Raw genomic sequence first — 11,396 nt, 5'->3', positions numbered from 1 at the left:
TCCTAGGGGCGGAGCCCCTAGTTTCGGGAAGGGGTGGGACTGGGGCGCCCCGCGAGGAAATCACCACGTGGACCGCGCGCTGACTCCTCCGTCCACCACCACGTCCGTCCCCGTGATCCACCCCGCCCCCTCCGACGCGAGGAACACACACGCCGCCCCCACGTCCTCCGGCCGCCCAAGCCGCGCCAGCGGCGCCGCGCGGGCCCACCGCGACACCCCCTCCGGCCACTCCTCCTCCAACCCCGGCCGCCCAATAAGCCCAGGCGACACACTGTTCACGCGGATCCCCCGCGACCCGTACTCAACGGCCGCCGCCCGCGCGAACATCAGGAGCGCCGCCTTGGAGGCGGCGTAATGCGCATGGCCGACCGCAGGCTGGTGACCCTCGATCGACGCGATCTGGACCACCGAACCCCCCGCCTCCATCACCTCCACCGCAGCCTGCGTACAGCTGAACGCACTGGTCACATTGGCCTCCTGGAGCCGACGCCAGTCCTCGGCGGACATCCCCGCCAACTCCTGCACGGGCTGCACCCCCGCGTTGTTCACCAGCACATCAAGGCGCCCCCGCCACGCATGCGCCGCCTCGACCAGGCGGCGGCACGCGTACTCCTCCGTCAGGTCCGCCGACACGACGGTCGCGTCGCCCCCCGCCTCCACGATCCCGTCGGCCACCTCCCGCGCCCGGTCCACCCCCCGGTGCGCGTGCAGCACCACGGCCGCGCCCGCCGCCGCGAAGGTGCGCGCGATCCCGCCCCCGATCAGCCCGCTCGCCCCCGTCACCAGGGCCACCCGCCCCTCCAGGGACGGCAGTTGATGGTCACGCACGGCACAGCCTCCTGATCGTCTCCGCCCGCCCCGGATACCGGGCGGCCAGCTCCTCCGCGTCCCCACCCTCGTAATCCGCGTCCATGAAACCCGGCGCCATCGTCGTCCCGAACAGCGCCCACTCCCCGCCGTCCCGCACCCGCGCCCCCATCCACGTCCCCGCCCGCACGACCACCTGGAACTCCTCCCTGGGCCCGAGCACCCGCACCTCGTCCGACCCGTCGGGGTGCAGGAGCAGCAGCTCCAACGCGTCCCCCCGGTAGAAGTGCCACACCTCGTCCCCCGGCAGCCGGTGCAGCGCCGAGAAGTCCCCCGGCCGGGACGTCAGCAGCATGATGATCGCCGACCCCGCCGGCCGGCCCTCCGCGTCCTCGGGCCCCGCCCACGTCCGGCGGAACATCCCGCCCTCGAACGTCAGCGGCTCAAGCCCGTGCCGGACGATCAGCTCCTCAGGGGTCACCGTCCACGCCCTTCCCGTCGTCGCACTCGAACCAGATCGTCTTGCCCCTACGGTCGCGCAGAACCGTAACGTCCCAGCGGTCCGCCACGGCATCCACAAGGAGCAGCCCCCGCCCTCCTTCGGCCAGTTCGGCCAGGACCGTGACGGTGGGCAGCTCGGGGCAGGTGTCGGTCACCTCCACGCGGATTCCTTGTGAGGTGCGGATGATCAGGACCGCGCAGCGTTTGTCCGGTACGTGGCGTACGACGTTCGTGACCAGCTCTGTCAGGGCGAGTTCGGCGGTGTCCGTCAGGGCGTGGAGGCCCCAACCGACCAGGTACATCCGGAGGATGTGGCGCAACAGCCGCACGGATCGTTCACTGACGGTGAAGGTCAGGCGATAGCTGCTGCCAACTCCTAGGTCAAGGTGGTGAGTTGGGTGATTCATGTCACGAGCGTGGAGTCATGTGGTTACGCTCGGCCACAAGTTGAACCGCACGCCTTGCGGCGTGGACTTGGGGGTGACCCGGACATGGTCAACATCCGCAATCTTGACCCCAGCGCGTCCCCGCTGGACTACTACGGCTTCGAACTGCGTCGGCTGAGAGAGGCGGCGGGTCTTAAGCAGACCGAGCTGGCGGGGTGCATCTTCTGTACGCCGTCGCTCGTGGGTCAGGTGGAGACAGCCCGGAAGGTTCCGACCAGGGATTTCTCGGAGCGGGTGGACGCGGCGCTGGGGACGGACGGGACGTTCTCGCGGTTGGTGGGGTTGGTGCTGCGGAGTCAGTTGCCGAGTTGGTTCCAGCCGTACGCGGAGATGGAGGCCAAGGCGACGTACATCTCGACGTTTCAGGTGCAGTTGGTGTACGGGCTCCTTCAGACCGAGGAGTACGCCCGTGCCGTTCTGGCAACGGGAATGCCGAGCAACCTCGATGACCGGGTCGCCGCTCGTATGGATCGCCAACGGGTTCTGGGGCGTGAGTGTCCGCCGCTGATGTTGGTAGTCCTGGACGAGGCGGCTCTGCACCGGCCGATCGGAAGCCGCCAGATCATGCGCGAGCAACTGCGGCATCTGTTGGACTGCCAACGGCGGCGTTGGGTGCGCATTCAGGTTCTGCCGAACTCTGCTGGCGAACACAATGGTCTCGACGGCTCGTTCAACCTGCTGCGCTTCGATGACGACCCTGCGATTGTCTACACGGAGGACGTGATCTCAGGGCACATGACCGCCAACCCGGAAACTATCCGCGAAATCTCCCTCCGTTACGCTAACTTGCAGGCCGCCGCCCTCTCCGTGGGGGACTCGGCAGGACTGATCACCCGCGTGATGGAGGAGCGATATGGGGACTGCCCGGGATCTGGCGGACGCGCGCTGGCGTAAGTCTTCGTACACGGGCAGTACCGGTGGCGACTGCGTGGAGTGTGCCCCTCTCAACGGCGCCGCCTGGCAAAAATCCTCGTACAGTGCAGACACGGGGGGCGATTGTGTCGAAGTCGCCCCCCTGAGCCCCCACATAGCTGTCCGCGACAGCAAGCGCCCCGACGGCCCGGTCTTCACCGTGACCCCCGGGGCCTTCAGCCGTTTCGTGGCCGCCACCGTTGAAGGAACCCTCTAGACCAGCGTGCTGCCGGTGTTTCGGAGCATCTGCTGGAGCACCTTCAGCGCGGTGACGTAGTCGGCGTCGTCGATGCCCTGGTGGATGCGGTCGCGGATCTCCGGTGCGTGCCGCTTGAAGTCGGCCCGTGCCTCGTCGCCCGACTTCGTGATCCACAGCCGTGCCGCGTCGTCGCGGGTGAGCCAGCCGCGATCGAGGAGCACCTCCGCCTCGGCCTCCAGGTCGTCCTCGTCCCGGAGGTAGGAGCTCATGGCCTGCCGGAGTTCGGGGATGGTCATGCCGTGGCCGTCGGGCGAGATGTCGTTCTTCGACAGGTTGCGCAGCAGCCAGTACTGGGGCTGGGTGAAGCCGAGTTCGGCCTGCTGGGCCCGGGTGAACGCGATCAGGGCCTCGTAGGCCATCCCGGTCCAGTACGCCGCGGGCTGCGCCGCGAGTTCGGCATCGGTGATCTGCTGGGTCGCCATGTGTACTGCCCCCCTGGGAGTGGTGATCACTTGATGCGGGAAATCTAGAACCTCAAGTTAAGTTGGGGTCAAGGGGTGGTCGTCGCCTGGCTCTCCAGGAGCTCCTGGGTGCGGCGGTGCAGGGCTTGGCGGACCGTGTCCGGTGCGAGGACGCGTAGGGGTGTGGCCAGGCTGATGAGGTACTTGGCCAGGCCGTCCGCTGTCGGGCCGCCGATTTCGGTGATGGTGGCGTCGGGGCCTTCCGGGCGGTGGGCGCCAACCGTCGACGGGATCAGGCGCAGGGCCTCGTTCATGGGCAGGGGGAGGCGGATCGTTGCCGTGAGCGCGTAGGGGCCGGTCGCGACGGAGCGGGAGACGAGCTCGGCCGGGTCGGGCGGGTCGACGAGGTGGACCCGGCGGCCGAGCGGCTTGATGCTGCCGATCCGGTCGGACCGGAAGGTCCGCCACTTGTCGTCGGCCACGTCGCGGGCGACGAAGTACCAGTGGCGTTCGGTGTGGACGAGGCGGTACGGGTCGACGTCCCGGACCGTGCCTCTGCCCTCCCAGTCGATGTACGTCAGGCGGACGCGCTCGCCCTCGCGGCAGGCGGCGGCCAGTTCGAGGAGCAGGCCGGGCGTGATCTGGGGGTCCTCGGGGCGGGGCGTGTGGACGAAGGTGGCGTCCAGGTCGCCGAGCCGGTCGGCGATCCGTCGGGGCAGCACCTGCCGGAGTTTGAGGAGCGCCGAGAGTGCGGCCTCGTCGCCGCCGAGGGCGCCGCTGAGTGCGGCCTCGCGCAGTCCGACGGCGACGGCGAGTGCTTCTTCGTCGTCGAGTATCAGCGGCGGTACTTGGGATCCGGCGCGGAGGCGGTAGCCGCCCCACGGCCCCGCGTCGGACTCGATGGCGTAGCCGAGGTCGCGGAGCTTGGCGATGTCCCGCCGCACGGTGCGGTCGGTGACCGCGATCCGTTCGGCCAACTCGTCACAGGTCCACGACGGCCGAGCGGCCAGGAGGGACACCAATCGCAGCAACCGCGCCGACGCACCAATCACTCCAAAATTTTTCCACACAACCAGGACCGAACCTGTCCGGGTCACGCCCTACCGTCTCCGCCATGAGTTCAGAAAACGCGCCGACGTTCCGCTACGCCGCCGTCACCTTCGACTGCCCTGACCCCGCTGAACTGGCCGTTTTCTACGGCGAGATACTCGGCCTGCCCGTCGTCTTCTCCAGCGACCACTTCGTCCTGCTCGGCCAGGAGGGCGCAGCCGGCCTCGGGTTCAACAGGTTGACGGACTACCGCCCGCCCACCTGGCCGACCCCGACCCAGGAGAAGCAGGCCCACATAGAGCTGGGCGTCGACGACCTGGACGCAGCCCAGGCCCGACTCCTAGCCCTGGGGGCAGTGAAGCCGGACTTCCAGCCGGACCCCACCCGCTGGCGAGTCCTCCTCGACCCCGCGGGCCACCCGTTCTGCATCTCCACGCTGGTCTGACAGCGGCCGATGAGTTTTTCCGGGATCTGCAGTCTGAGTTCATGGTTGGTGCGCAGGGGCCGCGAGTGTGGTCCAATCGCGCACCGGCTTGACCCGCCGAGATTCAGACACGAGATGCCGAGGAACCCGAGATGCGTACTCTGATCAGCACCGCCTTCATTTCGCTCGACGGTGTCGTGGAGGCCCCGGGCGGCGAGCCGGGGTACCGGAACGCGGGCTGGACCTTCAAGGACGTCGAGTTCCTCCCCGAGGCGTACGACATCAAGAGCCGTGAGCAGGAGGAGGCCACCGCCATACTGCTCGGCCGCACGAGCTACGAGGCGTTCAGCCCGGTGTGGCCGGACATGGAGGAGTTCGCGGGCTACAAGGTGATGCCGAAGTACGTCGTCTCCACCACCCTCACCGAGGACAAGCTGGTGGACAACTGGGGCGAGACGACGATCCTGCGCTCCCTCGACGAGGTCGCCGCGCTGAAGGAGACCGAGGGCGGCCCGATCATCGTCCACGGCAGCGCCAGCCTGAACCAGGCACTTTCGGACGCCGGTCTGATCGACCGCTACCACCTGCTGGTCTTCCCGTTCCTGCTCGGCGCGGGCAAGAGGCTCTTCAGCGGCACGGACAAGGACGCCCAGAAGCTGAAGCTCGTCGAGCACGAGACGTACGCCAACGGCCTCCAGATGAACGTCTTCGACGTCGTCCGCTGAGCGACAGCACCTGCCGGAGTTTGAGGCGCGCCAAGAGTGCGGCCTCGTCGCCGCCGAGGGCACCGCTGAGTGTGTCCTCGCGCGGTCCGGCCGCGACGACGAATGCTTCTTCGTCGTCGCGTATCAGCGGCGGCACGTGGGATCCGGCGCGGCGGCGGTAGCCACCCGGCTGAACTGGCCGTTTTCTACGGCGAGATACTCGGCCTGCCCGTCGTCTTCTCCAGCGACCACTTCGTCCTGCTCGGCCAGGAGGGCGCGGCCGGCCTCGGGTTCAACAGGTTGACGGACTACCGCCCGCCCACCTGGCAGACCCCGTCCCAGGAGAAGCAGGCCCACATAGAGCTGGGCGTCGACGACCTCGACGTCGCCGAGACCAGGCTGCTCGCCCTGGGGGCGGTGAAGCCGGACTTCCAGCCGGACCCCACCCGCTGGCGAGTCCTCCTCGACCCCGCGGGCCACCCGTTCTGCATCTCCACCCTGGTCTGAGCGTCGGCTGTCGCGGAGCGTCACCCCCCGCCCCGTCAGCCCCGCCGCCGCAACCGCTTGCGCGCCCAGAGGGACGCGATCACGGCACCGAGACCAGCCATGTACGCGATCAGCGGCCCGTCGTCCACCACCAGACCGGGCACACTCACGACCGCGACGATCAGAACCCAGCCACAACCGATCACGGCGAGGTCGGCCGAGTCCGGACGACGTTCTTGCTCGGCCACTGCATCCCTTTCGACGGCAGAGTGACGGTGCCCGGCCACCGTCACTCTGCACCGTAACAAGGCCTGCTCAGGCGCAGTGAATCCCCGACGTCTTCGAGTGGATGTTGTGCCTGCCCCAGTAGCCGTTGCCGTTGCGCAGGGTGGCGTTGCCTATGTCGGCACGGTAGACCCACTTGCTGACCGTGGCGCGGCTGCACTTGAAGTTGAGGGTGACAGGGAAGATCTTGTCGTGCTTGTTGGTGTAGCCCCTGATGCTCTTGGACTTCCACAGACCGAGGCCGTGGTACTGCCGCAGGCTGGCGGTGAAGTTCCCTCTGCCCTTCTGGTCACAGCTCATGAAGGCGTCGGCCTGAATGGTCAGTGACCCGTGCTTGAAGGGCTTGGTGAGCTTCAGCTGGCACGACGGCTTGGCGGCCCGGAGGCCCGGAGAGGCAGCCATGTCGACGGCACCGGGGTGCTGGGTCTCGACGGTGGTCGCCCACTCGGTGAGGCGCTGCACGGTGAGCGGCGACGCCTCGGTCGGGCCGGGTGCGTCCCACACCGTGAGCTGACCGCCGGGGGAGAGCAGACTCACGGTGACCCCGGCGCCGCCCTTGGCCGTCATGAGCTGGGTGCCGTCCGGCAGAGTGGTCCGTCGGGTCTCGTCCCCTTCGGAGGACAGGACCGATTCGGGCACGTCGCCCTTCACCGTCACCCGGGTGACCGTGAGGGAGTGGGCGAAGTCCTCGTCGTTCTCGTCGCCGAGACTGATCCGCAGCGTGCTGCCGATCTCTTCGTAGCGTTCCTGAGCCGGGGCCTGAAGCAATTGGAGGCCGGTCGTGCGCGTGAGCAGGTCGGCGAAGTCCGCGACGTCCCTGCTCTCGGCAGGAATCGCCTCGCCTTCGGGGAGCATGGACTTGGGGTCCGTGCCGCCTTCCTTCTCGTACGCCGTGGTGTCGACGATGCGCGGGACATCCGTTGATTCGGCGTGGCTCACGGAGGCGTTGCCCACGAGCAGGCTGACGGCGGCGATCGATATGAGTGACGCGCTACGAGCGCTATGGAGGCGCATGCTTCTTCCCATTGAAAGTTGGTCTGCATCTCATGAACGTGCAGATCACGGCCCCCAGGCGTGGTCAGTCGCCCCGGAGCGGTGATCGTTCGCGGGGAAAGCTAGGCAACTGCTCATCCCCAGTGGCGGAATTGTCCAACCATATGGCTGAAAGTCGTCCGTGGGGTACGAGTAGGTGGCCCCTCAACGTTCCTGTAGGGCGCAAGGGTTGGATATGGGAACTTGGTGCGCATATCGCCCGCATCTATTGCCCGGAATGGCGCATTCTGGCCCCATGAGGAAGCGGCCCTTACGATCCGTTACGGCGTTTGCGGTGCTGACGCCGACGCCTCCCGCCTCAGCTGCTGGGGATAACCCCCGGGTCACGGGCCCGGCTGGCCGGATGGCCCGCACATCGACTGCTGCATAGCGTCGTTGGTGATCATCCGCCAACCCGCTCCGGGAGCAACACCCATGCGTCTCACCCCTTGGCTCGCCGCCGGACTCGGCCTCGCCGGAATCCTCGCGGGCGCCGGACCAGCGACGGCCCACAAGGCCGCACCGCCGCCCGGCCCCCGCTGGGGCGCCTGCCCCGCCGAGCAGAAGGAGCTCGTCGCGGCGGGCGCCGAGTGCGCCAAGGTCGCCGTACCGCTGGATTACGCCGACCCCGGCGGCCGCACGATCCGCATCGCCGTCTCCCGCGTGAAGGCCAAGGACCAGGCCCACCGGCGCGGCATCCTCCTTTCCAACCCGGGCGGGCCCGGCGGCACGGGGCTCGCCAACACCCTCGCTCTGAAGGAGACGTTGGGGAAGGTCGGCGATCAGTACGACCTGATCGGCTTCGATCCCCGTTTCCTGGGGGACAGCACGCCGATCAGCTGCGGCCCGGCCGGGCCACAGGACCCGCCCCGCAAGAAGACCAGCCCCCGGCAGGACTTCGAGGACGGCGCCGCGCGGGCCCGCCGCACCGCCGACCGCTGCTTCGCCCACGGCGACAACGCCGCGCTGCTCCCGCACGCGTCCACCCGCAACGTCGCCCGCGACATGGACGCCATCCGGGCCGCCCTCGGCGAGCGCAAGCTGTCGTACTACGGGGTCTCCTACGGCGCCGACCTGGGCGCCGTCTACACGCAGCTGTTCCCGCGCCGCGCCGACCGGATCGTCATCGACTCGTCCACCGACCCGGACGCGACGCAGTACGAGCTGTTCCAGCGGGCGGGCAAGCCGCAGGAGGCCGGGCTCGACGAGTGGGCGGCGTGGACCGCGCGGCACGCGGACACGTACCACCTCGGCCGTACGGCCAAGGAGGTGCGGGGGAACGTACAGCGCCTGCTCAAGCGCGCGGAGACGCGGCCCATTCCGCTCGCGGGCACGCGGATCAGCGCGCCGCTGACGCGGCTGTTCCTGCGGCAGTTCGTGCAGCACGCGGAGAACGACGCGGCACTCGCCCGGACGGTCCGCACCCTCGTCGACGCCGCCGAAGGCAAGGACGTCGAGCCGAACTCGGAGCTCGCGGCCCTGCTCGGGTTCCTCAACTCGCCCGACGTGGAGGCCTCGATGACCGGCGGCGCGATCTTCATGTGCGGCGACGGCGGCTGGCCCGCGGGCGGGTGGCCCGAGGACTCGGAGACGTACTGGAAGAACATGCAGCGCAGCCGCGCGACGCAGCCCGTCTTCGGGCCGCTGGTCAACGACATGACCGCGCCCTGCGCGTTCTGGAAGTCCACGCCCCGCGAGCCCGGCACCCGCATCGTCAACAACCACGTACCGGTGCTCATGCTCCAGGCCGTCCGCGACAACAACGTCCCCTACGACGGCGCCCTCGCCCTGCACCGCAAGCTCAAGGGCTCACGGCTGCTGTCGGCGGACATCCGCTCCCACGGTGTGTACGGGCGCGGCGCCGAAGGCAAGACCCCGGTCCCGTGCGCCGACGACGCCGTCAACGCCTATCTGGGCGGCAGGAAGCTGCCCGCCCGCGACCTGACCTGCCCGAAGCCGCAGTCGGTAAAGGAGACGCGATGACTTTCAGTCGACGTACCGCCCTCACGGGCGCGGCCGCGGCGGCCCTCGCCGCGGGCCCCGTATCCGCAGTCGCAGCCCCGGCGCACCGGGACCGCACCCTCCAGCGCGACACCGACGCCGTCCACGCCACCGGCGCCACCGGCGTCCTCGCCGAGCTGCGTACGCCGCAGGGGCGGGCCTCCGCCCGGTCGGGCGTCGCCGACCTGACCGACCGGCGCCCCGTGCCGTGGGACGCGTACTACCGCATCGGCAGCGACACCAAGACCGTCACCGCCACCCTCGCCCTCCAACTCGTCGGCGAGGGACGGCTTTCGCTCACCGACACCGTCGAGCGGTGGCTGCCGGGCCTGGTCCACGGCCACGGCCACGACGGCCGCCGCGTCACCGTCACCAACCTGCTGCGCCAGACCAGCGGGCTCGGCGACTACCTGGACCCCGGCGACTTCACGCCCGACGCGTACCGCGAGAAGCGCTTCCGGGCGCCCGCCTCCGCCGAACAGCAGGTCGCCGCCGCCCTGCGCAAGCCACCCGCCTGGCTGCCCGACCGCGACCACCCGGAGGACGAGCGGCGCTGGAGCTACGCCAACACCAACTACGTCCTCCTCGGCCTGCTCCTGGAGAAGGTCACCGGCCGCCCGTGGGCGCAGCTCGTCCACGACCGCGTCATCGAACCGCTGGGCCTGCGGCACACCTTCACGCCGGGTACGTCGGTGTACCTCCCGCAGCCCACGGCCACCGCGTACACCGCGTTCCCCGGCAGCTCCCGCCTGACCGACACCACGCTCGCGGCCGGTGGCGGGTCCGACGGCGGCATCATCAGCACCCCGCACGACTTCACGACCTTCCTGAGCGCCCTGATGGGCGGCCGGTTGCTGCGTCCGGCCCAGCTGGCCGCGATGAAGCGGACGGTCCCGGCGGACGACTGGATCCCCGTACGGGGTGTGCGGTACGGCCTCGGCATCGCCTGGCGGCCCACCGCGGCGAGCCGGTCCGGCATCTGGTTCCACGGCGGCACGCACCTCGGCGTCATCTCCGAGAGCGGCGTCACGCCGGACGGCTCCCGGGCGGTGGCCGCCGCCATGTACACCCTGTGGATGGACGAGGCCCGCAAGGAGGCGCAGTCCCGGGCCGCCCTGCGCCTGGTGGACAACGCGCTCACGCGGCGCTGACCGGCTCACCGGCGGCGGCCCGACCGGACCGCGCCGGAGCTCGCGAGGACCACCAGCGCGATCGCCGCGCACTGCGTCAGGGTCAGGTCCTGGCCGAGGACCAGGTAGCCCGCCGTCGCCGCGACGGCGGGCGCCAGGCTCGTCAGGACCGCGAAGGTGGCGGCGGGCAGGCGGCGCAGGGCGAGCAGTTCGAGGGCGTACGGCACCCCGGACGACATGACGGCGATGAGCAGGCCGAGGACGAGGACGCCCGGTTCGATGAGGGTGCCGCCCGCGGAGCCGATGCCGAGGGGCAGGCTGACGAGGGTGGCCACGGCCATCGCGATGGCGAGGGCGTCCAGGCGCGGGAAACGGGCGCCCGCGCGGGCGCTGAGCAGGATGTACGCCGCCCACATCGCACCGGCGCCGAGCGCGAACGCCACGCCCCCGGCGTTGAGTCGGCCGAAGCCGTCGTGGCCGAGGAGATAGACGCCGGCGAGCGCGAGCCCGGCCCACAGGAGGCTGGCGGCGCGGCGTGACGCGACGACGGACAGGACGAGCGGGCCGAGGACTTCGAGGGTGACGGCCGCGCCCAGCGGGATGCGGTCGATGGCCTGGTAGAAGAGGACGTTCATGCTGCCGAGGGCGAGGCCGTACCCGCCGACGACCGCCCAGTCGCGGCGCGCGTACCCGCGCAGGCGGGGCCGCGTGACGACGAGCAGCAGCACCGCCGCGAACGTCACGCGGAGCGCGACCGTGCCGAGGGCTCCGGCGCGGGGGAACAGGAGCGCGGCGAAGGCCGAGCCGAACTGGACGGAGAGGGTGCCGGCGAGGACGAGGCCCACGCCGGTGAGGGAGGCGGGCGTGGCCGGGACCCGTGGCGTCGGTGCCGTGGTGGTGGTCATGCCCTCCACGCTAGAAATGCGGCCGCGCCGCGTGAAATGCCTAATTCCCTGCG

At 70.0% G+C, this 11,396-nt stretch carries 15 protein-coding genes and 1 pseudogene; 7 read left to right on the top strand and 9 right to left on the bottom strand.

Features of this window, described 5'->3' with window-relative positions:
* Positions 1-60: 60 nt before the first annotated feature.
* The 3 genes from ACFWZ5_RS33660 to ACFWZ5_RS33650 are packed head-to-tail and all read right to left on the bottom strand — an operon-like array spanning position 61 to position 1,715.
* Positions 61-828 carry an SDR family NAD(P)-dependent oxidoreductase gene (locus ACFWZ5_RS33660; RefSeq protein ID WP_384803871.1) on the bottom strand — a complete coding sequence of 256 codons (768 nt, stop codon included), beginning with the start codon at positions 826-828 and terminating at the stop codon, positions 61-63.
* Positions 821-1,288, bottom strand: a complete 468-nt coding sequence (locus ACFWZ5_RS33655; protein ID WP_384803874.1) for a cupin domain-containing protein — start codon at positions 1,286-1,288, stop codon at positions 821-823. The genes ACFWZ5_RS33660 and ACFWZ5_RS33655 overlap by 8 nt, the downstream gene beginning before the upstream one ends.
* Positions 1,278-1,715, bottom strand: a complete 438-nt coding sequence (locus tag ACFWZ5_RS33650) for an ATP-binding protein (RefSeq protein ID WP_384803877.1) — start codon at positions 1,713-1,715, stop codon at positions 1,278-1,280. Before ACFWZ5_RS33650 ends, ACFWZ5_RS33655 begins: the two co-directional genes overlap by 11 nt.
* An 84-nt stretch (positions 1,716-1,799) precedes the next feature.
* Between ACFWZ5_RS33650 and ACFWZ5_RS33645 the strand changes: the two genes are divergently transcribed.
* Both ACFWZ5_RS33645 and ACFWZ5_RS33640 read left to right on the top strand, forming a co-directional pair.
* Positions 1,800-2,648 carry a helix-turn-helix domain-containing protein gene (locus tag ACFWZ5_RS33645; RefSeq protein WP_384803880.1) on the top strand — a complete coding sequence of 283 codons (849 nt, stop codon included), beginning with the start codon at positions 1,800-1,802 and terminating at the stop codon, positions 2,646-2,648.
* On the top strand, positions 2,608-2,883 hold the full coding sequence (locus ACFWZ5_RS33640) for a DUF397 domain-containing protein (protein WP_384803883.1): 276 nt from the start codon (positions 2,608-2,610) through the stop codon (positions 2,881-2,883). The genes ACFWZ5_RS33645 and ACFWZ5_RS33640 overlap by 41 nt, the downstream gene beginning before the upstream one ends.
* On the opposite strand, the gene ACFWZ5_RS33635 is transcribed toward ACFWZ5_RS33640, so the two are convergent.
* Together ACFWZ5_RS33635 and ACFWZ5_RS33630 are read right to left on the bottom strand one after the other, a co-directional pair.
* Positions 2,880-3,347, bottom strand: a complete 468-nt coding sequence (locus tag ACFWZ5_RS33635; RefSeq protein ID WP_384803886.1) for a MarR family transcriptional regulator — start codon at positions 3,345-3,347, stop codon at positions 2,880-2,882. The two genes, ACFWZ5_RS33640 and ACFWZ5_RS33635, sit on opposite strands and share 4 nt — an antisense overlap.
* Before the next feature lie 68 nt (positions 3,348-3,415).
* Entirely contained in the window at positions 3,416-4,378 is a 963-nt protein-coding gene (locus tag ACFWZ5_RS33630) for a helix-turn-helix transcriptional regulator (protein WP_384803889.1), read from the bottom strand.
* Between the two features lie 62 nt (positions 4,379-4,440).
* Here ACFWZ5_RS33630 and ACFWZ5_RS33625 point away from each other — a divergent pair, with 62 nt between their 5' ends.
* Entirely contained in the window at positions 4,441-4,821 is a 381-nt protein-coding gene (locus tag ACFWZ5_RS33625) for a VOC family protein (protein ID WP_384803892.1), read from the top strand.
* Between the two features lie 131 nt (positions 4,822-4,952).
* A complete protein-coding gene (locus ACFWZ5_RS33620; RefSeq protein ID WP_384803895.1) occupies positions 4,953-5,525 on the top strand; it encodes a dihydrofolate reductase family protein in 573 nt (190 codons plus the stop codon).
* A gap of 4 nt (positions 5,526-5,529) precedes the next feature.
* Here ACFWZ5_RS33620 and ACFWZ5_RS33615 read toward each other — a convergent pair.
* Positions 5,530-5,691 (bottom strand): annotated as a pseudogene (locus tag ACFWZ5_RS33615) (transcriptional regulator); the annotation flags it as partial.
* On the opposite strand from ACFWZ5_RS33615, the gene ACFWZ5_RS33610 reads away from it, so the two are divergent.
* Positions 5,628-6,011 carry a VOC family protein gene (locus ACFWZ5_RS33610; protein ID WP_384803898.1) on the top strand — a complete coding sequence of 128 codons (384 nt, stop codon included), beginning with the start codon at positions 5,628-5,630 and terminating at the stop codon, positions 6,009-6,011. The pseudogene ACFWZ5_RS33615 and the gene ACFWZ5_RS33610 sit on opposite strands and share 64 nt — an antisense overlap.
* A 35-nt stretch (positions 6,012-6,046) precedes the next feature.
* On the opposite strand, the gene ACFWZ5_RS33605 is transcribed toward ACFWZ5_RS33610, so the two are convergent.
* Together ACFWZ5_RS33605 and ACFWZ5_RS33600 are read right to left on the bottom strand one after the other, a co-directional pair.
* Positions 6,047-6,238: a hypothetical protein gene (locus ACFWZ5_RS33605; RefSeq protein ID WP_384803901.1), complete on the bottom strand. Its 192-nt coding sequence runs from the start codon at positions 6,236-6,238 to the stop codon at positions 6,047-6,049.
* 67 nt (positions 6,239-6,305) lie between these two features.
* Complete coding sequence (locus ACFWZ5_RS33600; RefSeq protein WP_384803904.1) at positions 6,306-7,289, bottom strand: hypothetical protein; 984 nt, start codon at positions 7,287-7,289, stop codon at positions 6,306-6,308.
* A 453-nt stretch (positions 7,290-7,742) separates the two neighbouring features.
* Here ACFWZ5_RS33600 and ACFWZ5_RS33595 point away from each other — a divergent pair, with 453 nt between their 5' ends.
* Both ACFWZ5_RS33595 and ACFWZ5_RS33590 read left to right on the top strand, forming a co-directional pair.
* Positions 7,743-9,290: an alpha/beta hydrolase gene (locus ACFWZ5_RS33595; RefSeq protein WP_384891683.1), complete on the top strand. Its 1,548-nt coding sequence runs from the start codon at positions 7,743-7,745 to the stop codon at positions 9,288-9,290.
* Positions 9,287-10,459 (top strand): serine hydrolase domain-containing protein, encoded by a 1,173-nt coding sequence (locus ACFWZ5_RS33590; RefSeq protein ID WP_384803910.1) that lies wholly within the window; start codon positions 9,287-9,289, stop codon positions 10,457-10,459. Before ACFWZ5_RS33595 ends, ACFWZ5_RS33590 begins: the two co-directional genes overlap by 4 nt.
* A 5-nt stretch (positions 10,460-10,464) precedes the next feature.
* On the opposite strand, the gene ACFWZ5_RS33585 is transcribed toward ACFWZ5_RS33590, so the two are convergent.
* Positions 10,465-11,343, bottom strand: coding sequence for a DMT family transporter (locus ACFWZ5_RS33585; RefSeq protein ID WP_384891680.1), 879 nt, complete (start codon positions 11,341-11,343; stop codon positions 10,465-10,467).
* Positions 11,344-11,396: the final 53 nt, after the last annotated feature.

This window comes from Streptomyces sp. NPDC059003, from assembly GCF_042740445.1.
Lineage (GTDB): Bacteria > Actinomycetota > Actinomycetes > Streptomycetales > Streptomycetaceae > Streptomyces.
Note: the sequence above shows the minus strand (reverse complement) of the source record. Positions and strands in the feature narration are given on the sequence as shown.

Bases quoted from the DNA above. Each gene is read 5' to 3' on its own strand.
- ACFWZ5_RS33650 (WP_384803877.1), bottom strand. From the start codon at position 1,715: ATGAATCACCCAACTCACCACCTTGACCTAGGAGTTGGCAGCAGCTAT.
- ACFWZ5_RS33625 (WP_384803892.1), top strand. From the start codon at position 4,441: ATGAGTTCAGAAAACGCGCCGACGTTCCGCTACGCCGCCGTCACCTTC.
- ACFWZ5_RS33600 (WP_384803904.1), bottom strand. From the start codon at position 7,289: ATGCGCCTCCATAGCGCTCGTAGCGCGTCACTCATATCGATCGCCGCC.
- ACFWZ5_RS33645 (WP_384803880.1), top strand. From the start codon at position 1,800: ATGGTCAACATCCGCAATCTTGACCCCAGCGCGTCCCCGCTGGACTAC.
- ACFWZ5_RS33640 (WP_384803883.1), top strand. From the start codon at position 2,608: ATGGGGACTGCCCGGGATCTGGCGGACGCGCGCTGGCGTAAGTCTTCG.
- ACFWZ5_RS33610 (WP_384803898.1), top strand. From the start codon at position 5,628: ATGCTTCTTCGTCGTCGCGTATCAGCGGCGGCACGTGGGATCCGGCGC.
- ACFWZ5_RS33635 (WP_384803886.1), bottom strand. From the start codon at position 3,347: ATGGCGACCCAGCAGATCACCGATGCCGAACTCGCGGCGCAGCCCGCG.
- ACFWZ5_RS33595 (WP_384891683.1), top strand. From the start codon at position 7,743: ATGCGTCTCACCCCTTGGCTCGCCGCCGGACTCGGCCTCGCCGGAATC.
- ACFWZ5_RS33620 (WP_384803895.1), top strand. From the start codon at position 4,953: ATGCGTACTCTGATCAGCACCGCCTTCATTTCGCTCGACGGTGTCGTG.
- ACFWZ5_RS33590 (WP_384803910.1), top strand. From the start codon at position 9,287: ATGACTTTCAGTCGACGTACCGCCCTCACGGGCGCGGCCGCGGCGGCC.
- ACFWZ5_RS33585 (WP_384891680.1), bottom strand. From the start codon at position 11,343: ATGACCACCACCACGGCACCGACGCCACGGGTCCCGGCCACGCCCGCC.